The sequence below is a fragment of the Streptomyces sp. NPDC001851 genome, assembly GCF_040297165.1.
Classification (GTDB): domain Bacteria; phylum Actinomycetota; class Actinomycetes; order Streptomycetales; family Streptomycetaceae; genus Streptomyces.
Genome location: NZ_JBEOYR010000006.1, coordinates 106,654 through 126,951, shown reverse-complemented (window position 1 = coordinate 126,951; position 20,298 = coordinate 106,654). Strand labels below are relative to the sequence as shown.

At 68.7% G+C, this 20,298-nt stretch carries 14 protein-coding genes; 4 read left to right on the top strand and 10 right to left on the bottom strand.

Annotation, left to right across the window (positions count from 1 at the left end; all coding sequences use genetic code 11):
• Nucleotides 1-41: 41 nt before the first annotated feature.
• Nucleotides 42-659 carry a GNAT family N-acetyltransferase gene (locus ABT171_RS10590; protein WP_351241981.1) on the top strand — a complete coding sequence of 206 codons (618 nt, stop codon included), beginning with the start codon at nucleotides 42-44 and terminating at the stop codon, nucleotides 657-659.
• A gap of 67 nt (nucleotides 660-726) precedes the next feature.
• Here ABT171_RS10590 and trxA read toward each other — a convergent pair whose 3' ends face one another.
• The 7 genes from trxA to ABT171_RS10555 form a co-directional block, all read right to left on the bottom strand.
• Nucleotides 727-1,059 carry a thioredoxin gene (trxA, locus tag ABT171_RS10585; protein ID WP_351241979.1) on the bottom strand — a complete coding sequence of 111 codons (333 nt, stop codon included), beginning with the start codon at nucleotides 1,057-1,059 and terminating at the stop codon, nucleotides 727-729.
• Between the two features lie 44 nt (nucleotides 1,060-1,103).
• Complete coding sequence (trxB, locus tag ABT171_RS10580) at nucleotides 1,104-2,075, bottom strand: thioredoxin-disulfide reductase (protein WP_351241977.1); 972 nt, start codon at nucleotides 2,073-2,075, stop codon at nucleotides 1,104-1,106.
• A gap of 205 nt (nucleotides 2,076-2,280) precedes the next feature.
• The gene (locus ABT171_RS10575; protein WP_351241975.1) at nucleotides 2,281-3,156 is read right to left on the bottom strand and encodes an RsmA family anti-sigma factor; all 876 of its coding nucleotides are present in this window, start codon (nucleotides 3,154-3,156) and stop codon (nucleotides 2,281-2,283) included.
• Between the two features lie 5 nt (nucleotides 3,157-3,161).
• The gene (gene sigM, locus ABT171_RS10570; RefSeq protein WP_351241973.1) at nucleotides 3,162-3,887 is read right to left on the bottom strand and encodes an RNA polymerase sigma factor SigM; all 726 of its coding nucleotides are present in this window, start codon (nucleotides 3,885-3,887) and stop codon (nucleotides 3,162-3,164) included.
• 26 nt (nucleotides 3,888-3,913) lie between these two features.
• Nucleotides 3,914-5,635: a protein kinase family protein gene (locus tag ABT171_RS10565; protein ID WP_351241971.1), complete on the bottom strand. Its 1,722-nt coding sequence runs from the start codon at nucleotides 5,633-5,635 to the stop codon at nucleotides 3,914-3,916.
• A gap of 118 nt (nucleotides 5,636-5,753) precedes the next feature.
• Complete coding sequence (murJ, locus tag ABT171_RS10560) at nucleotides 5,754-8,120, bottom strand: murein biosynthesis integral membrane protein MurJ (RefSeq protein WP_351241969.1); 2,367 nt, start codon at nucleotides 8,118-8,120, stop codon at nucleotides 5,754-5,756.
• Between the two features lie 45 nt (nucleotides 8,121-8,165).
• Nucleotides 8,166-10,544 carry a DUF6049 family protein gene (locus ABT171_RS10555; protein WP_351241967.1) on the bottom strand — a complete coding sequence of 793 codons (2,379 nt, stop codon included), beginning with the start codon at nucleotides 10,542-10,544 and terminating at the stop codon, nucleotides 8,166-8,168.
• A gap of 277 nt (nucleotides 10,545-10,821) precedes the next feature.
• Between ABT171_RS10555 and ABT171_RS10550 the strand changes: the two genes are divergently transcribed.
• Nucleotides 10,822-12,264 carry a CCA tRNA nucleotidyltransferase gene (locus tag ABT171_RS10550; RefSeq protein ID WP_351241965.1) on the top strand — a complete coding sequence of 481 codons (1,443 nt, stop codon included), beginning with the start codon at nucleotides 10,822-10,824 and terminating at the stop codon, nucleotides 12,262-12,264.
• Between the two features lie 116 nt (nucleotides 12,265-12,380).
• Here the strand turns inward: ABT171_RS10550 and ABT171_RS10545 are convergent, their stop codons facing one another.
• The 3 genes from ABT171_RS10545 to ABT171_RS10535 form a co-directional block, all read right to left on the bottom strand.
• Entirely contained in the window at nucleotides 12,381-13,643 is a 1,263-nt protein-coding gene (locus ABT171_RS10545) for an MFS transporter (protein WP_351241963.1), read from the bottom strand.
• Nucleotides 13,644-13,746: 103 nt separating this feature from the next.
• Nucleotides 13,747-14,829 (bottom strand): inositol-3-phosphate synthase, encoded by a 1,083-nt coding sequence (locus tag ABT171_RS10540; RefSeq protein WP_351241961.1) that lies wholly within the window; start codon nucleotides 14,827-14,829, stop codon nucleotides 13,747-13,749.
• Nucleotides 14,830-14,872: 43 nt separating this feature from the next.
• On the bottom strand, nucleotides 14,873-15,556 hold the full coding sequence (locus ABT171_RS10535; protein ID WP_351241959.1) for a PadR family transcriptional regulator: 684 nt from the start codon (nucleotides 15,554-15,556) through the stop codon (nucleotides 14,873-14,875).
• Between the two features lie 787 nt (nucleotides 15,557-16,343).
• Here ABT171_RS10535 and ABT171_RS10530 point away from each other — a divergent pair.
• Together ABT171_RS10530 and ABT171_RS10525 are read left to right on the top strand one after the other, a co-directional pair.
• Nucleotides 16,344-18,635 carry a transglycosylase domain-containing protein gene (locus ABT171_RS10530; RefSeq protein WP_351242343.1) on the top strand — a complete coding sequence of 764 codons (2,292 nt, stop codon included), beginning with the start codon at nucleotides 16,344-16,346 and terminating at the stop codon, nucleotides 18,633-18,635.
• A gap of 129 nt (nucleotides 18,636-18,764) precedes the next feature.
• Entirely contained in the window at nucleotides 18,765-20,297 is a 1,533-nt protein-coding gene (locus ABT171_RS10525) for a glycosyltransferase family 87 protein (RefSeq protein WP_351241957.1), read from the top strand.
• Nucleotide 20,298 lies beyond the last annotated feature (1 nt).

The window sequence follows — 20,298 nt, the reverse complement described above, 5'->3', positions numbered from 1 at the left end:
GCTTGTGATGCGGCGGGCGAAGGAAGCGAGGAACAGCCTTCATGGGGCGTCGGCTCGTGCCGCTCACGCTGGACAACCTTCAGGACCTTCCCTCACGCTGCCGCTCGTGCGTCTTCTGGGAGCTGGACCCCGTCAGCGGTGAAGCGGCGGTAAAGGGCGGCACCTCCGCGATGGAGAAGGAGGCGTGGATCTCCGCCGTCCTGCTGGACTGGGGATCGTGCGGCCGCGTGGTGTACGTCGACGATGTGCCGGTGGGCTTCGCGCTCTACGCCCCTCCTGCCTACGTCCCGCGCTCGACGGCCTTTCCCACGAGCCCCGTCTCGCCGGACGCCGTGCAGCTGATGACGGCGTTCATCATGCCCGGCTATCAGGGCCAGGGGCTCGGCCGGGTGCTCGTGCAGACGGTCGCCAAGGATCTGCTGCGCCGAGGCTTCAGAGCGATCGAGGCCTTCGGTGACGCCCGCTGGAAGGAGCCCGCCTGTCTGTTGCCGGCGGATCATCTGCTGGCCGTGGGGTTCAAGACGGTCCGGCAGCACCCCACACATCCCCGGCTGCGGCTGGAGCTGCGCTCGACGCTCTCCTGGAAGGAAGACGTGGAGATGGCGCTCGACCGGCTTCTGGGAGCGGTGCAGAAGGAGCCTGCGCTGCGGCCCCTCTAAGCTGCGACCCTCTCAAGCGAATGGGCCAGCCCATCCGGGCTGGCCCATTCGTGTTTCACGTGAAACGTCACTCGGCGATGAACTCATCGAGGTCGCGAACGATCGCGGCCTTCGGCTTGGCGCCCACGATGGTCTTGGCGACCTCGCCACCCTGGTAGACGTTCAGGGTCGGGATGGACATGACGCCGTACTTGGCGGCCGTATTGGGGTTCTCATCGATGTTGAGCTTGACGATCTCGATCTTGTCGCCGTACTCGGCAGCGATGGCCTCAAGAGACGGGGCGATCTGGCGGCACGGGCCGCACCAGGCAGCCCAGAAGTCCACCAGGACGGGCTTGTCGTTCTTGAGAACGTCCTGCTCGAAGGAATCGTCGGTCACATTCTTCAGAGTGCCGGCCACGGCGGGCTCCTTAACTCGATCGTGCGGTGGGGCGAGGGGGAAAGTCAGACGGTGGCGGTCTTCTCGGGCTCCGCCTTGTCCTCGTCGGCGAGGGCGGAGAGGAAGCGCTCGGCGTCGAGAGCAGCGGAGCAGCCGGTACCGGCCGCCGTGATCGCCTGGCGGTAAGTGTGGTCGACCACGTCACCGGCGGCGAAGACACCCGCGACATTGGTGAGGGTGGACGGGGAGGCGACCTTCAGGTACCCCTCCTCGTCCAGGTCCAGCTGGCCCTTGAACAGCTCGGTGCGCGGGTCGTGGCCGATCGCGATGAACAGACCGGTCACGGGCAGCTCCGACAGCTCACCGGTCTTGACGTTGCGCAGCTGCAGACCGGAGAGCTTCTGCTCGCCCTGGATCTCGGCGACCTCGCTGTCCCACACGAACTTGATCTTCGGGTCGCCGAAGGCGCGCTCCTGCATCGCCTTGGAGGCGCGCAGGGTGTCCCGGCGGTGGACGATCGTCACGGACTTGGCGAAGCGCGAGAGGAAGGTGGCCTCCTCCATCGCGGTGTCGCCGCCGCCGATCACGGCGATGTCCTGGTCCTTGAAGAAGAAACCGTCGCAGGTGGCGCACCAGGAGACACCCCGACCGGAGAGCGCGTCCTCGTTCGGCAGGCCCAGCTTGCGGTGCTGGGAGCCGGTGGCGACGATGACGGCCTTCGCCCGGTGCACTGTGCCGGCGGTGTCGGTGACGGTCTTGATCTCACCGGTCAGGTCGACCGAGACGATGTCGTCGGGGACCAGCTCGGCGCCGAAGCGCTCGGACTGCGCCCGCATGTTGTCCATGAGGTCGGGGCCCATGATGCCGTCGCGGAAGCCCGGGAAGTTCTCGACCTCGGTGGTGTTCATCAGCGCGCCACCGGCGGTGACGGCACCCTCGAACACCAGAGGCTTCAGCGACGCGCGCGCGGTGTAGAGCGCCGCCGTGTAGCCTGCGGGCCCGGAGCCGATGATGATCACGTTACGGACGTCGCTCACGGCTTGTTTCCTCGTCTCTGGTCTGCGTCGGTCGACCGGTGGGAGCGCCTTTCAGAACTCTCACCCCACCCAACGGATCCTACGGGGCGCGCATTCCCGCTGTGTCAGGGCACACGCACGCTGTGCGTGGTGGAGCGGGGGACGTGAAAGGCCACGAGTCCAGTGCTCGTGGCCTTTCCTTGTCGACAGCCTCGGCCGAGTCATTTCAGGGGCGCGGGTAGGACTCTTTCAAGAGGACCGTGCCCGAGGCCGTGGGAGGTTGACGCATACAGGCTGCGTCGACGACATAGGCCGTGACCCGAGCACTGTCGTGGCTATCGCGCACGACGACGAGGTAGGCGCTCCTCCCGGCGTAAGTGCCCGACTTCGCGGCCAGGGCACGGTCACTCTGAGGGAGGGCCCGCCGGACACAGCCGGGCACCGGGATCTCGGTCTGAAGCAGTGTGTTGGCGCTCTCTGTGCCCCCCGGCGTGTCCCGTCCGGAGTCGGTGCCGGAACGTGGCCGCTGACCACTGTCTCCGTGTGTGGTGTCCTTGTTCGAAGCCAACAGGTCCCGCACCTGGGTCTGGACACTGACACCGGAGAAAGCGCTGCTGGACGGACTCGGCTTGCCGTGAGCTGTGGTGGTGGACGTCCCACTGCCGAGCACCTGGACTACCAGGGCTCCGGCCCCCAGCACGGCCGCGGTCAAAACACCCCCGAGCACGACGGTCCTGCGGCGGCTGCGTCCGCTCTTCTTCCGCCCTGGTCCGGTTGCACCCTGCGGTCGCCCGGCAGGGCGAGAGGCCGCAACCGGTGTTTCACGTGAAACATGGCCGGTGATGTCGTCTCCGGAGGCGCTGAGAAGTGCCTCGGCGGCGAGCGCCGCATCGATACGGCCGGCCACGTCGGCCGGCATACGCACTGTTTCCGATACGGACCCCAGCAGTCCCCGGATCTCCTCCAGTGAGGCATGGACGTCCGCGCACAGCTCGCACGAGTCGAGATGCTGACGTATGACCCTGCTGCGGTCCGGAGGGAGAAGGCCTTCGGTGAGGTCGGAGATCTCCGCGACGTCCGGGTGCCCGGCCGTGTCTGTCATGGAAGTCACGCTCGCCCACCTCCGCCCTTCACTACGGCTGAATCGCTCGGTCCGGCGTTCTTGAGGCCTTCGCTCGGAGACCCCGTTGCAGGTGGGACGGATGTCCCCTCCACCCGGTTCCGTCCCGTGCCGGGTTCCTTTCCACTTCCGGAACCCTCGGGCCGTAGATGGGCCAGCAGAGGCAGCAGACGGGCTCTGCCCCGGGCGCACCGGCTCTTCACGGTGCCCGTCGGTACATCGAGGATCCGGGCGGCCTCGGCCACGGGGTAGCCCTGCATGTCCACGAGGACCAGGGCGGCCCGCTGGTCGTGCGGGAGGGTACCGAGCGCTTCGAGGAGCTGGCGGTGCACGTCGTTCCGCTCGGCCGGTGCCGAAGCCGACTCATGCGGCTCCAGCAGCTGCTCCAGCCGTTCTGTGTCGTCGACCGGCGAGGTCTTCCGTGAGGCCACCTTGCGGGCACGGTCCAGGCAGGCGTTCACCGTGATCCGGTGCAGCCATGTGGTGACAGCCGACTGGCCCCGGAAGGTGTGGGCGGCCCGGTAGGCCGACACCAGGGCGTCCTGGACCGCGTCAGCGGCCTCCTCGCGGTCCCCCAGCGTCCGCAGTGCGACCGCCCAGAGCCGATCCCGATGCCGCCGCACGATCTCACCGAAGGCATGCGAGTCGCCTTCCACATGGCGGGCGAGCAGATCCTTGTCGCTCACTCCGTCGTATCCGGCGTCCTCCGCCATCTGCCCCCTCCCGTCCGGGTGCGACGTCAGCCCGTGAAATGCACTTCGCCGATGGCCTGCTTCCAGCCGGAGCTGGCATACAGGGTGGAGTCGTACCCCGAGTTCGGCACGGCCGTCAGCCAGACGAGCACGTACTGCGTCTTGACCGACTTCTTGACCCTCACCGTGGCGGTGGTGCTCGTGGTCGTGACGCTGCCGATCTCCGTCATGGAGCCCAGCGACGCCGGCGTCAGCGAGTCCGCAGCGTACAGCTCCACCGTCGTGTGGTCGCCGGCGTAGCGCATGTCGAGAGTGGCGGTGCTGAGCTTCTTCACCGAGCCGAGGTCGTACACGATGCCCACGCCCGGCTTGTACGGCGCGATCGGCGGACCCGCCCTGAAGCTCTTGGTCTTCCAGTACGTCGACGGGTCGCCGTCGTAGGTCTTGGATTCGGCACCGGCGTTCTGGGCGGGGGGCTCGGCGACGAATTCCCGAGCGTTCTGGATCTTTATCGGCTGCGGCTTCGGGTTCACCGCCCCCTTGTTGCCGTCGTCCGTCGTCTGGCTCTTGTGGGTGTCCTCCGACTTGCCGCCCCGGTCCATCAGGGCGTCCGCCAATTGCCAGCTGCCGAGACCGAGGGCGGCGATGAGGAGGGCGGACACCGCCCACTTCAGGGCCTTGCCGGTGCGGCTCTGCAGCGGGGGCGGCGGGGGCACGACCGGCTGGGTCACGCCGGGATGCGGCGCCGGCCGGCCGTACGTGCCCTGCTGGTAGGTCGTGCGCTGGTACTCGGGCGGAGCCGTGAACGCGGGCTCCGGCGGGCGGATGCGCGGCATCTCGCCGATCGCCTTCACCAGCTCCTCCGGCGTGGTGCACGGAGCCTCGTGCCGGGAGGCGGTGGCCCCGTCGTTGGCGAGTGCGCGCATGGCCAGTTCGGACAGGCCGCGGTGAACACCGGCCCGTACCTGGTCCGGTGCGATCAGGCCGACGCCCTTGGGGAGGCCGGACAGACCGTACGCGTCGCTCTCGTACGGCCAGCGCTGGGTCAGCGCGGCGTACAGCAGGGCGCCGATCCCCTCGGTGTCGGTGCGCTGCGGGGTGTCGGAGCTGATGCCGCGCAGCGCGGCGTTCACGGCGAGGCCCCGGATGCGCCACTGGCCGGTCGAGGCGCGGAGCACGGCGTTCGGGTTCAGTCGCAGATGGGCGAGGCCCTCGCGGTGCGCGGCGGCCATGGCGGAGGCGACTTGACTGACCATCTGGTAGGCGTCGTGCGGCTCCAGCGGGCCGGTCGTGAGGAGCGTGGTCAGCTCGGTGGCGTCGGGCAGCCACTCGTGCACCACGTAGACGAGGTCGTTCTCCTCGACGGCATCCAGGACCTGGACGAAACGCGGATCGCCGAGCAGCGCGGAGGAACGGGCGGCAGCCAGGACCGAACGGGCCCGCGCATGGTCCGCCGGAAGGACATGCACGCCGACGGCACGACGGAGCTTCTCATCGACCGCACGCCAACTGCTGAATCCGTCCAGACGGGTGACGCACTCCTCCAGTCGGTAGCGTCTGGCGAGCTTGTGACCGCTGTGCAGTTCGGGAGGCGAGGCCTTCTTCCCGGGACCCTCGGTCCCGCCGCTCCCCCGTGCCTCGTCGCTGTCCGTGTCCTGCTCCGGGTTCTTGGCCACCCCGTCGGCCGTGGACTGGTCCGCCTTCGCGGTCAGCGGCTGCTCACCGCTGTTGTCTGCCACGTCGACGGCAGCCGTGCTCCGTTCCGCCACCGTCGTCCCTGCCTCCCCATCCGTTGCACGCTGTCCGACGCCGAAACCAATTGTGCCCACAGTCCGCCGCTATGCACGACACACGACGGCGGACGATGGTTGTGCGCCTACCCCCGCCTCAGCGGCCCAGACGCCCGCGGACCATGCCCACGAGCGAGTTCAGTTCCTCGATGCGCATCCGGCGGGCGGCGACGAAGAAGACGCCGAGCAGGACGGCACCGCCGGCGAGCAGCGCGGCGAAGGACCCGACGACGCCCTGGCCGAGGGTGTGCCCGATGCCGTAGCAGGCCGCGCCGCTGAGCAGGGCCGCGGGCACGGAGGCGATGCACAGGCGTGCGTACGTCCGCAGCACCCGGGTGCCGTCCAGGTCACCGCCGAGCCGCTGGCGCAGCCGCCGCCAGGCGACGCCCACGCCGATCGCGTAGCTCAGACCGTACGCTGCGGCCATACCGGCGACCGCCCAGCGGGACGGCAGCAGGAAGTAGCACAGCGCGGAAGCGCTCGCGTTCACCGCCGCCACGATGACGGTGTTGTAGAAGGGGGTGCGGGTGTCTTCGTAGGCGTAGAAGGCCCGCAGGACGACGTACTGCACCGAGTACGGGATCAGGCCCAGGGCGAAGGCCATCAGCATGTAGCCCATGTTGGTGGCCGAGCCGGTGCCTGCGGAACCGAAGATCAAGGTGCACATCGGGATGCCGAGTGCGAGGAAGCCGAACGCGACCGGGACGATGGCGACGGCGGTGGTGCGCAGGCCGTGCGAGATGTCGTCGCGGACGGCACCGGCGTCACCCTCGGCGGCCGCGCGCGAGATGCGCGGCAGCAGGGCCGCCATCAGCGACACGGTGATGATGGCCTGCGGCAGACCCCAGATCAGCTGGGCGTTGGCGTAGGCGGCAAAGCCGGTGCCCTTGACGCCGGAGTCCTTGCCGGCGGCGGTGGACAGACGGGTGACGACCATGGCGCCCGCCTGGTTGGCGAGGACGAACAGGACCGTCCACTTGGCGAGCATGGCGGCCTTGCCCAGGCCATGGCCCTTCCAGTCGAACCGCAGCCGGATCCGGAAGCCGGTCTCGCGCAGATACGGGATCATCGCCAGCGCCTGGACGACCAGTCCGAGCAGCACACCCACACCGAGCAGCCGCTGCCCCTGAGGCGGAATGTTGGTGACATCCAGATGGGAGTTCGCGGCACTGCCGTAGACCCAGATGAACAGGCCGAGCGAGACGATGATGACGATGTTGTTCAGGACCGGGGTCCACATCATCGCGCCGAACTTGCCGCGGGCGTTGAGGATCTGACCCATCACCACATGGATGCCCATGAAGAAGATCGAGGGCAGGAAGTAGCGGGTGAAGGTGACCGCCACGTCGTTGGCGGCCGGATTGCTGGCGATGGTGGGAGACAGCAACCGCACCAGCAGCGGCGCCGCGAACATCGCCAGACCGGTGAGCGCGGCCAGGGCCACCATCACCAGGGTCAGCAGCCGGTTGGCGAACGCCTCGCCGCCGTCCTCGTCCTCCTTCATGGACCGCACCAGCTGCGGCACGAAGACGGAGTTGAGCCCGCCGCCGACGGTGAGGATGTAGATCATCGTCGGCAGCTGGTAGGCGACCTGGAAAGAGTCGGCGAGGAAGCCGAGGCCGAGCGCTGCGGCGATCAGCGCGGAGCGGATGAAGCCGGTGAGGCGGGAGACCATCGTGCCCGCCGCCATCACGGCACTGGACTTCAGCAGCCCGGCGGCCTTGCCGCCCTTCTTCGCGGGGGCGGCAGCGACCGCGGGAGCCGCTGCCGCCACGGACGCGGCGTCGTCGTGCGGACCTGCGGGGTCCGGTGCCGGGGCCGGGGCGGGCACCGGCGGCTGCAGCGGGTTCGCCGGGGCAGCCGGGTAGGAGGCTTCGGCGTACGGGTTGCCCTGCTGGGGGCCCTGGCCGTTCGCCGGGTACTGGCCGACGGGACCGTACCCGGTGCCCGGAGCGGCGGCCGGTCCGGAGGAGCCCGGTGCGTCCATGGGCATCTGCCCACCGTTCTGCTGCTGGTCCTTGAAGAGGTGCGCGAAGGCGTCCGGCTCGTGGTACTCCTCGCCCGAGTGCGTGACCAGGTCGTCCACGCCCACGAACTGGGTCGTGCGCGGGTCGTCGCCGTACGGCATGTGCGGGGCCGCACCCTCCGGCTCCGGCGCCGGTGTCTGCGCCCATACCCGCGGGTCGGGTGCGTACGGTGACGGGGCGGGCGGGGCGTACAGGGGCTGCTGCTGCTCGTAGCTGCCGGCAGGGGGCGGGGGGTGTGCGGCGCGGTCGTAGAGCGCCTCGGCGACCGGGTCCTGCGCGGTCAGGTCGTGCGCCCGGTAGGGATCCTGGTCGTAGGCGTCCTGGAGGTACATGTCCGCCGCTTGCTGCGGCGGTACCTGACCGGGCTCCGGCGGCGTCTCGGGGTAGCCCGAGCCGGCCGCGCCCTGGCCGCGATCACCGTCGTACGGCGCGTTCATGCTTACCCCACCTCATCGTCCCTGGCTCACCGGCCACGACATCGCTCAACGGTCCACTCTCTCACCCGTCCCGGACGGGTCGGCGCTTTCCGGTGCGGTGTCCGGCGCAGGGTCACTCGGGTGCTCCGGGTCGTCTGCCCCGGCGGGGGAGCTGGATTCCTCCGGCTTTTCCGGGAGACGATCCGTAGGGGCGCCGGGGTTCCCCGGCTCGTCGGTGGCCTCTTCCGCAGTGCCGCTGCCGTCCTCGTTCTGGCGGGCCGCGGCGCGCTTGCGCTGGGTGTACATCCGGAAGCCGGCGAGGACGAGGAGGAGGACGCCGCCGCCGATGACCAGCATCACGGTGGGCGTGATCTCGGTGACCTTCACGTCGAAGCTGACGGGAGCGCCGTACTTCACGCCGTCCTCGGTGTACAGCTGGGCGACCACCGTGACCCGGCCGTTGGCGTTGGCGGAGGTGGTGAACTTCACGGACTGGCTGTGCCCGCCGGAGATCTCGACCGGCTGCTCGTCGTAGGCCTTGCCGCCGATCTTCAGCCGGGTCGGCATGCTTGACGTGAGGCGCAGGACCAGGTGTCCGACGGGCTGGACGAGGTTGTTCTGGACGGTCACCGGGATGGTGGCGCTGCGGCCGGAGAGCTTGGTCTCCGACTTGTCGATCAGCTTGACCTGGTCGGCCAGGTGGTCGAGCCAGTCCTCGACGCCGTCCCGGTAGCTGCTCGCTGCCGCGCTCCTGCCCCGCCACGACGCGGACATCTCACGGTTTATGGCCCGCCCGAACGGGGTCACGACGCGGGACTGGTCGGAGAGGATCACCTGGAAGCTGTCGAGCTTGTCCTGGGTGCGCGCGATCTGCTCGAAGGCCGTCCGCGGCAGTTCCTCCGAGCGCAGCGACGAGGGATAGGCGGACCCTGACGGGATGCGCGTGGTGGCATCCGGGTCGGGCTTGTCCTTGGCCGCGGCGCCGAGATCCTGGGTCTGGGACCAGTTCCCGCCCTGGAGCGCCTTGAGCGCCGCCGCCATCGCCTGTGCCTGGCTCCCCGTGGGCATGCGCTGCGGGGCGACGACGACGCTGCGCTGCTTGTCCGTCTGCGCGTTCACCTCAAGGCTCTGGGCCAGGAACTCCTGCACGGCGAGCGTGGCCGAGTCCGCCTTCGTCAGATCGCCCTCGAAGGCCGTGGACAGCCGGGCGTCGGAGACCACCGCCGTGGTGCCAGCGCCGACCGGCCGGGCGGCGGAAGGCGTGTACGACAGCCCGGCCGTCTCCTGGAGGCTGTCGCTGCGGGCGATCACACGGTCGGCTCCGGCGGAGGTCGCGACCTTCATGATCGCCGGGTCCACGGCGCCCTCCACCGGCCAGGCGAAGTCGGTGCTCGGTGTGACGTGAAGCACGGTCTTGACGGTGATGGCGGCGACATCGGTGGCGTCCTTGAGGTGGCTGAGCGAGCCGGTGACGCTGGTGCCGTTGTGGGCGAGGGACGCCAGGTCCGGGTCGCCGAAGGGAAGCGCGACGACCTCCTTGCCCGCCACCGCCTTCTGCAGGTTCGCCAGCCACTGCTTGGCGACCGCCTGGTGCTCGCGCGGGCCGGGCGTGGTGGTGTCCCCGTCGCCCGGCAGCCGGTAGTTGCCGGTCGCCATCCGGTCCACCGAGGCCAGCAGGTCCGGGTCGATCACCCAGGTGACGTCGAGGTCCTTGCCCAGCTCCACCATCTGGGCCAGCCGGCCGCCCGGCGCCAGCTCCTTGGCCAGATCGTCGTTGAGGAACACCGGTGTCTGGAGCTCACCGGCGCCCGTCTTGGCCGTCATACGGACCGTGGAGAGCAGCGGCCACAGGAACGTCGTCCTGGTCTTGGTACCGGCTTCGGACGGCTGCCACGGCAGGAACGTCCGCTGGATGCCGAGCACCCGGTCCCAGGGCTGCGCGGCGGTCTGGCCGGAGAGGGCGACACCGAACTCGTAGACGCCGTCGTCGCCGAGATCGAGCTTGTCGACGGGGACGGAGATGCTGAAGTGCTCGGCGACGCCCGGGGACAGCTTGGAGAACTTCTTCTCGTACTTGCCGCCGACCTCGGAGCCGGTGTCACCCGGCAGGTCGTCGGAGTGCCGGGCGACGGCGTCGATCGCCGAGCGGGTGTTGAGCAGGGGACCCACCCGCAGATCCGCATGGGCGCCGGTGACGGTCTGCTTGCCGTTGTTGGTCACCGTGCCCGACACGGTCAGCGTGTCCCCGTCCGTGGGGGCGTTGGGGGTGAGCGAGTCCAGGGAGACGGACACCGCGTCCGAGGAGGCGGCCTGGGCGGGCCCCGCGGCGGGCAGCTGCAGCAGCCCGGCCAGCAGAGGCGCCCCCGCGAGCAGCGCGCCGGTGCGCCGCAGCCACCGGCGGGCAGGTGAGGCACTGGTCCCCTGGAAGTCTGCCGCCTCGGCCACGCGCTCGCCCGTCCCTCGTCGTCGTCAGTGGTCGTCGGAATGTGCGTCCACGCATGGTAACGATGCGCGCTGAGCGGAAGTGCCGCGGTCTCCGCCACAAGATCGAGGAGCCGCGACGGCCCGTCCTCTATATCCAGTATCGAGGGGAGAACGTCCGAACGCCGCGAGGGCAGTGCTTGCGGTGGGTATGCCGGGAGCCGTCCACCGCCCCTGCCAGGGCCGTCCCGGAGGAAATGGAGGGCGCTCCGGCTCGCCGCGGCACGTACCCTCTTCTGTTGTGCCGAACCCCAACGAAGACACTCCCTCTGCCCTGAGCCAGGCGCAGCAGCGCGCGGTCGCCGAGCTGCTGCGGGTGGCGCCCGTCGCCGACGATCTCGCCCGCCGATTCCAGGAGGCCGGGTTCTCGCTCGCCCTGGTCGGCGGATCGGTGCGCGACGCGTTGCTCGGCCGGCTCGGCAACGACCTGGACTTCACGACCGACGCCCGCCCCGAGGACGTTCTCAAGATCGTCCGGCCATGGGCGGACGCCGTCTGGGAGGTCGGAATCGCCTTCGGCACCGTCGGCGCGCAGAAGGACGGCTACCAGATCGAGATCACGACCTATCGGTCGGAGGCCTACGACCGCACCTCGCGCAAGCCCGAGGTGTCGTACGGCGACTCCATCGAGGAGGACCTGGTCCGCCGCGATTTCACGGTCAACGCGATGGCCGTGGCGCTGCCCGAGAAGGAGTTCATCGACCCGCACGGTGGCCTTGAGGATCTCGCGGCCCGGCTGCTGCGGACGCCGGGTACGCCCGAGGAGTCGTTCTCGGACGACCCCCTGCGGATGATGCGGGCTGCGCGGTTCGCCGCCCAGCTGGACTTCACGCTTGCCCCTGAGGTCGTCACGGCGATGACGGAGATGGCCGGACGTATCGAGATCGTCTCGGCCGAGCGGGTCCGGGACGAGCTGAACAAGCTGATCCTCTCCGCACACCCACGCAAGGGACTGGGCCTGCTCGTGGACACCGGGCTCGCGGGTCATGTGCTGCCCGAGCTGCCGGCACTGCGTCTGGAGCGGGACGAGCACCATCGGCACAAGGACGTCTACGACCACACGCTGATCGTCCTGGAGCAGGCGATCGCCCTGGAGGAGGACGGCCCCGATCTCGTGCTCCGGCTGGCCGCGCTGCTGCACGACATCGGCAAGCCGCGGACGCGCCGCTTCGAGAAGGACGGCCGGGTCTCGTTCCACCACCACGAGGTGGTCGGTGCCAAGATGACCAAGAAGCGCATGACCGCCCTGAAGTACTCCAATGACCTGGTGAAGGACGTCTCACGGCTGGTCGAACTCCACCTGCGCTTTCACGGCTACGGCACCGGAGAGTGGACGGACTCCGCAGTGCGGCGCTACGTCCGTGACGCGGGCCCGCTGCTGGATCGCCTGCACAAGCTGACCCGCTCGGACTGCACCACCCGCAACAAGCGAAAGGCGGCCGCGCTGTCCAGGGCCTACGACGGCCTGGAGGAGCGCATCGCCCAGTTGCAGGAGCAGGAAGAGCTGGACGCGATCCGCCCGGACCTCGACGGCAACCAGATCATGGAGATCCTGGGTGTCGGTCCCGGCCCCGTGATCGGCAAGGCTTACAAGCACATGCTGGAGCTGCGTCTGGAGAACGGCCCGATGGAGCATGACGCGGCCGTGACGGCTCTGAAGGACTGGTGGGCAGAGCAGAGCTGATCTCTGTGCTGCCGGGTCCGGCGGTGTTTCACGTGAAACACCCACCCGGGGCTTGTGGCGTCGAGGGGCGGTGTTTCACGTGAAACATCGCCCTCTCCGTTTCCTGGTCGGCCGCCTCAGCGACGCTCGAAGCGAGCCAAGGCTGTGGCGACCCCGCCGTAGAGGACGGCGACCAGGATCACCAGGGGTGTCGAGCGGCCGTCCGGCGGCAGCATCAGAGCAGCCACTCCGGCCGCGCCGACGAAGGCCACGTTGAAGAGCACGTCGTACACGGAGAAGATCCGGCCGCGGAATGCGTCATCGACGCAGGCTTGGACGATGGTGTCGGTGGCGATCTTGGCGCCCTGGGTGATCAGGCCCAGAATGAAGGCCGCGGCCAGGAGCGGCCCGGCGGCGAAGGGAAGCCCCAGGGCAGGCACCAGTACGGTGGCGGTTCCGGAGCACACCGCGATCCACCGTTCGGGACCGAGGCGCGCCGCCGCCCACGGCGTCACCGCGGCCGCCACGAAGAATCCCGCACCGGACACCGCCAGTGCGAGTCCGAGCAGTCGGAGCCCCGCCTCGGACGTCGTGGAGAGGGCGTACCGGCACAGCATGAGCAGAAGGACCAGCAGCGCCCCGTAGCAGAAGCGCATCAGTGTCATCGCGGCCAGCGCCCAGGCGGCCTCCCTGCGCTGGGGTGCGGCCAGGTGCCGGACAGCCGCGATGAGGGCGCGTGCCGCGTCGGCGAGGGCGGTGGACATGTGCGGGCGTTTCGGCTGCCGGTCGGGGCCGAGGAGCGCGGGCGGCAGGGTGAGGGCGCTGAGGCCGGCGCACAGATAGAGAAAGGCGCCGAGGAGGACCACTGCCGCGTCGGATCCGGACGCCACGAGCCGTACGGCGAAGGCCAGACCGCCGCCCGCGGTCGCGGCGAGCGTCCCGGCTGTCGGCGACAGAGAGTTCGCGAGCACCAGACGCTCGGCGTCCACCACACGGGGCAGAGAGGCGGACAGCCCGGCGAGGATGAAGCGGTTGACGGCCGTGACACACAGCGCGGAGACGTAGAACAGCCAGTCCGGGACCTGGCTGACCATCAGCGCGGCGGTGGCCGCGGCCATCAGGGCGCGCAGCAGATTGCCGTACACGAAGACCTGTCGGCGCCGCCAGCGGTCCAGCAGGACGCCGGCGAACGGGCCGACCAGTGAGTAGGGGAGCAGCAGGACTGCCATCGTGGAGGCGATGGCAGTCGCCGAGGTCTGTTTCTCGGGGGAGAAGACGACATACGCGGCGAGTGCGACCTGGTAGACGCCGTCGGCGCCCTGGGACAGGAGGCGGATGTACAGCAGGCGTCGGAAGTACCGCAGGCGCAACAGGACGCGCAGGTCACGGACGACGGGCATGGGGCACAGCCTCACACATGCGGAAGGTCCCCGGGTCGGTTGACCCGGGGACCTTCACAGCCCTGGCAGGAGCGTTCTGGTGCGAGCGATGGCCCTCAGGGCTTTAGCGCTCGACCTCACCACGGATGAACTTCTCGACGTTCTCGCGGGCCTCGTCGTCGAAGTACTGGACCGGCGGGGACTTCATGAAGTAGGAGGACGCCGACAGGATCGGTCCGCCGATGCCGCGGTCCTTGGCGATCTTCGCGGCGCGCAGGGCGTCGATGATGACACCCGCGGAGTTCGGGGAGTCCCAGACCTCCAGCTTGTACTCCAGGTTCAGCGGGACGTCACCGAAGGCGCGGCCCTCAAGGCGGACGTAGGCCCACTTGCGGTCGTCCAGCCAGGCCACGTAGTCGGACGGGCCGATGTGGACGTTCTTCTCACCGAGGTCCCGGTCGGGGATCTGGGAGGTGACGGCCTGCGTCTTGGAGATCTTCTTGGACTCCAGGCGCTCACGCTCAAGCATGTTCTTGAAGTCCATGTTGCCGCCGACGTTCAGCTGCATCGTGCGGTCGAGGATGACACCGCGGTCCTCGAACAGCTTCGCCATGACGCGGTGCGTGATGGTGGCGCCGACCTGGGACTTGATGTCGTCACCGACGATCGGGACGCCCGCCTCCGTGAACTTGTCCGCCCACTCCTTGGTGCCGGCGATGAAGACCGGGAGGGCGTTGACGAAGGCGACCTTGGCGTCGATGGCGCACTGGGCGTAGAACTTCGCCGCGTCCTCGGAGCCGACGGGCAGGTAGCAGACGAGGACGTCGACCTGCTTGTCCTTGAGGATCTGGACGACGTCGACCGGCTCGGCGGCGGACTCCTCGATGGTCTGGCGGTAGTACTTGCCGAGGCCGTCGAGGGTGTGGCCACGCTGCACGGTGACACCGGACGTGGGCACGTCGCAGATCTTGATCGTGTTGTTCTCGGAGGCGCCGATCGCGTCCGCCAGGTCGAGGCCGACCTTCTTGGCGTCGACGTCGAACGCGGCGACGAACTCGATGTCGCGCACGTGGTAGTCACCGAACTGCACGTGCATCAGGCCGGGGACCTTGGACGCCGGGTCGGCGTCCTTGTAGTACTCGACTCCCTGCACGAGCGACGCAGCGCAGTTGCCCACGCCGACGATGGCTACGCGAACCGAACCCATTCCGGTTGCTCCCTGTGTGTACGAGTGAGGCCCTGAGTGGGACTCACGTGGCGGTGTCGCCGGGCGTATCCGTGCGGGGGGTGTCCCCGCGACGGGGCAGGCCGCCCGTCGATCCAGTGGTGGTGTCCTGCTGAGCGGGCCCCCCGGAGGCGGAACCCCTCAGGTCCCGTCCGGCCCGCTCGCTCTCGATGAGCTCGTTCAGCCAGCGCACTTCGCGCTCCACGGACTCCATCCCGTGGCGCTGGAGCTCAAGTGTGTAGTCGTCGAGGCGTTCCCGCGTGCGTGCCAGGGAGGCGCGCATCTTCTCCAGGCGCTCCTCCAGACGGCTGCGCCGGCCCTCCAGGACCCGCATGCGCACATCGCGCGACGTCTGCCCGAAGAAGGCGAAGCGTGCGGCGAAGTGCTCGTCCTCATACGCGTCGGGGCCGGTCTGCGAGAGCAGGTCCTCGAAGTGCTCCTTCCCTTCCGCCGTCAGCCGATAGACGATCTTGGCGCGGCGTCCGGCGAGTGGAGCGGCGAGGGCGTCCTCGTGAGTGCTGCCCGGTTCCTCGATCAACCAGCCGTTGGCGACCAGCGTCTTGAGGCAGGGATACAGGGTCCCGTAGCTGAACGCCCGGAACACACCCAGGGACGTGTTGAGTCGTTTGCGCAGCTCATAGCCGTGCATCGGGGACTCGCGCAGCAGGCCGAGCACGGCGAACTCAAGGATGCCGGAACGTCGGCTCATCGTCGCCTCCTCTCGGTCCCGCTGGTCGCTCCCGCGGGTCTCGCAGTACCTCTCAGCGTCTTTATCTCGCGCTGATGTATCGACTCGATACATCACGACGATAGAACGGCCTTCCTCGGGCGACAAGAGTGGCGGTGGTGAACGGGATCACATCACCGATTCATACGATGCAAGTTGCACGTTTTGGGGTGAACTTCAGGGCTCGGCAGGTTTTGGGGATGCGTAGTCTGTGCGGCATGCACATCACCGGGAACCGAGTGACGCCCGGGGAGCGTCGTTGTCCCCGGTGCAGTACGGGTGAATGCAGGACCGACCACATCCGTACTTCGGGGGGACCGGAAACCAGCCGCCGTTCCAGGCGCACGGGTGCGCCTGCCCGAGGAGTAGTCGTTCGATGAGCGAGCACCGTCGCAAACCGCCGCAGCCGCAGGGAGGCGGACGTGCCGCGGCCCGACGCGACCCGTCCGGCTCGGCCTCCGGCCGCCGTGCGGCACCGCGGGGCGCCACCGGGTCCCCAGCCGACTCCTATGGGTCCAGTTCCTATGGGCCGGGTGCCAGTGGTCCGGGAGGTGATGAGCGTCCCTACGGTGGCCGTGCCGAGGCCCGCCGGGCGGCGCAGAGAGGCAGCCGCCGCAGAGGCGTGGACACCGCCGGCCCGGGCGGCCGGCGCGGCGCTCCCAGCGGCCCGACCGGTCCCGGGCGCGGCAGGGGCCGTGCGTCGACCGCACCCGGCAAGAAGCGGTTCATCGACTATCCCCGAGCCGGAAAGTACGGCTGGCGTCGCTGGGTGCCCTCCTGGAAGCTTGTCTCCGGTCTCTTCATCGGCTTCGTCGGCAGCCTGGTCGCGCTGGTCGGCGTGGGCTATGCGATGGTCTCGATCCCCAACGAGAACGTCGCCGCCAAGTCCCAGAACAACGTCTACTACTGGGCCGACGGCAAGCAGATGGTGGCCACGGGCACGGGCGTCAACCGGCAGAACGTCAGCATCGACCAGATTCCCGATGCCATGCAGTGGGCCGTGATCTCGGCCGAGAACAAGAGCTTCTACCAGGACTCGGGCGTCGACCCCATGGGTATCGCGCGCGCCGTGGTCAACATGGCGCGGGGCGGCCAGACCCAGGGTGGTTCGACGATCACCCAGCAGTACGTCAAGAACACGTATCTGAGCCAGCAGCAGACCGTCACCCGTAAGTTGAGGGAGCTGTTCATCTCCATCAAGGTGGGGACGAAGCTCAAGAAGAGCCAGATTCTGCAGGGGTACCTCAACACCTCGTACTTCGGGCGAGGCGCGTACGGCATCCAGGCGGCTGCGCAGACGTACTACGGCAAGAACGCGGTGGACCTGACGCCGAGCCAGTGCGCGGTCCTCGCATCGCTGCTCAAGGGCCCGACGTACTTCGACCCCGCCGGCAACGCGGATCTCGACCCCTCGGCGACCGCGACGGCCAACAAGAAGCGGTCGCAGGAACGCTGGCGGTGGATCCTCGAGCAGATGCACAACGATCACCACCTCAGTGACGCCGACTACCGCAAAGCCATCGCGCAGTACCCCATGCCCGACGGCCGCAAGGCGACCAAGGGGATGACCGGCCAGATCAGCTACCTGGTCGACACGGCGAAGAAGTACGTCCTCGCCCACTCCGACATCACGGAGGCGGATTTCGACAGGGGCGGCTACCAGATCAAGACGACCTTCGAGAAGGACAAGGTCAACGAGCTGAGCGCGGCCGTGAAGAAGATCCAGAAGGAGCGGATCGATCCCAAGCGCCGTGACCTGGACAAGTACGTCCAGTTCGGCGCGGCGTCGGTGCGGCCCAACAACGGCGCGATCGTCGCTCTCTACGGCGGCGACGGCTACGAGAACGGCCACTTCACGAACAACGCCGACACCTCCGGTGTCCCGGTCGGTTCGACGTGGAAGCCGTTCGTTCTGGCCGCGGCCATGGAGTACGGGACGTACAGGTCCGGGGGGCAGGGAATCTCCCCCCTGAGCAAGTACAACGGCAACGACCATCTCAAGGTCATGAAGCCGGATGGCTCCTATTACCTGAACAAGGACAACTCGACCTTCTACCAGAACAACGAGTCTCCTCGCCGCTGGGGATACATCTCCCTCCGCAAGGCGATGGAGCAGTCCATCAACACGCCGTTCGTGCAGCTCGGCGTCGATGTGGGGATGACGCACGTCCGAGACGTGGCCAGGTCGGCCGGCATCCTCAGCGACAGCATGTCGCAGGACCTCAACCCGTCCTTCGCCATCGGCACCTCGACCCCGAGCGCGATCCGCATGGCCGACGCGTACGCGACCTTCGCGGCGTCCGGCAAGCACGCGGACCCGTACTCGGTGACCTCCGTGAAGAAGGACGGCGAGGAGGTGCAGGGCTTCACCAAGCCGCAGGTCACCACGGCGATGCCGGCCAACGTGGCGAACAACGTCACGGATGTCCTGGAGAACGTGATCCAGAACGGTACGGGTTTCAACGCCAAGGCCCTGGGCCGTACGGCGGCGGGCAAGACCGGTACCACCGACAGCAACAAGTCGGCCTGGTTCGTCGGCTACACCCAGCAGCTGTCCACCTCGGTGGCGATGTTCCGTGAGAACCCGAAGGACCACGAGCTGCTGTCCATGAACGGTACGGCCGGCGTCCCGTCGATCCACGGTGGTGATATCCCGACGTCGGTGTGGACCGAGTACATGAAGGCCGCGCTGCAGGGCAAGAACGACCCCGGCTTCCCGGATGCCACCGAGATCGGCAAGGTCCAGGACGAGGCCGGTGCCCCGTCCCCGACCCCGACCGTCAGCATCACGCCGAGCCCGTCGCCGAGCGACTCGCCGAGCCCGTCGCCCAGCGCCACGTCTCCGTCTCCGTCCCCGTCGGCCAGCGACACCTGCCAGTGGAACTGGGGCAACGGCTGCAACGGCAACGGAAACGGCAACGGTGGCGCGGACACGGGTGGCGTGGACGGAGGCACCTCGCCGGCACCGACCGTCACCGACACGACCGGGACCGGCGGAAACACGCGTGGCAACGGCAACGGCAACGGCAACGGAGGCATCTTCGCGGGCCCGACCGGCTAGCCGCCGGACATGGCCGATGAGTGGCCATTTCGTCCGCCGCAGGTGTTTCACGTGAAACAGGGGCCGCCGCACCTTCGAGGTGCGGCGGCCCTCGGCGCTTTCCCAGACAGGTACGGCAGGATGTGGCCCATGCCCAGTGCAGAGATGACGCCCGCGAGCATGCCCGAGCCCGAGCCCGTGCGGCACACCACGGCAGAACCGGTGCGGCCGACCGGCGAGGACGAGATCGCCCGGGCAGGCAGTGAGCTGATCGGTGGCCCGCTGGGGCGGCGCGCCCTGCTCGGGACCTCCTGGTGGACCCCCCTACGGGTCGTCGTGCTCGTGGCGATCGGCATGTTCGCCCTCGGCCTGGTCCAGAAGGCACCCTGCTATCACAGTGGCTGGTTCTTCGGTGCGAGCAGTCAGTACACGCACGCCTGCTACTCGGACATCCCGCACCTCTACCAGGGGCGTGGGTTCGCCGATCATCTCGTGCCGTACTTCGACAAGCTCTCGGGCGACATGGACTACCTCGAATACCCGGTCCTGACCGGTGTGTTCATGGAGGTGGCATCCTGGCTGACCCCGCACAGCGGCAGCATCCAGCACCAGGAGCAGTGGTACTGGTTCGTCAACGCCGGGATGCTGATGGTCTGCGCGGCCGTCATCGCGGTCTGCGTGGTCCGCACCCACCGCCGGCGTCCCTGGGACGGTCTGCTGGTCGCCCTGTCGCCTGCTTTCGTGCTCACCGCGACCATCAACTGGGACCTGCTGGCCGTGGCGCTCACGGCCGCCGCGATGCTGATGTGGTCCCGGAGCCGTCCCCTTGCCTTCGGCGTTCTCCTGGGTCTCGCCACGGCCGCCAAGCTCTACCCCGTGTTCCTGCTCGCTCCGCTGTTCGTGCTGTGCTGGCGGGCCGGCAAGTGGCGGGAGTACAGCCAGGCCTTCTGCGGCGCGGCGATCGCCTGGCTGGTGGTGAACCTGCCGGTGATGCTCTTCGCCTTCCAGGGCTGGTCGAAGTTCTACACCTTCAGCCAGGAACGGGGCGTCGACTTCGGCTCGTTCTGGCTGATCTGGGCGCAGAACTCCAGCAACCCGCCCGGTATCGGCTTTGTGAACACCGCTGCCCTGGTGCTGGTGGTGCTGTGCTTCCTCGGCATCGCTGCGCTGACGTTCACCGCCCCGCGCCGGCCGCGCTTCGCGCAGCTGGCCTTCCTGATGGTGGCGGCGTTCATCCTCACCAACAAGGTCTACTCACCGCAGTACGTCCTGTGGCTGGTGCCGCTGGCGGTCCTGGCCCGGCCCAAGTGGCGCGACTTCCTGATCTGGCAGGCCTGCGAGGTGGCGTACTTCCTGGGGATCTGGATGTATCTCGCCTACACGACCAGCGGAGAAGCCCACAAGGGTCTGCCGCCGCACGGCTATCACTGGGCGATCGCGCTGCATCTGGTGGGCACGCTGTATCTCTGCGCCGTCGTCGTGCGCGACATCCTGATGCCCGACCGGGACGTGGTGCGCCGCTCGGGCGACGACGACCCGTCGGGCGGAGTGCTCGACGGCGCGCGGGACGTCTTCGTGTTCGGCGCGGCAGCCCATCCGCCGCGGCACGCCGCACACTTCGAGGGGCCTCAGGTGGACTGGGGCAGGCCCGTCACGCCGTCCCCCGAGGACCGTTCGCTCTGAG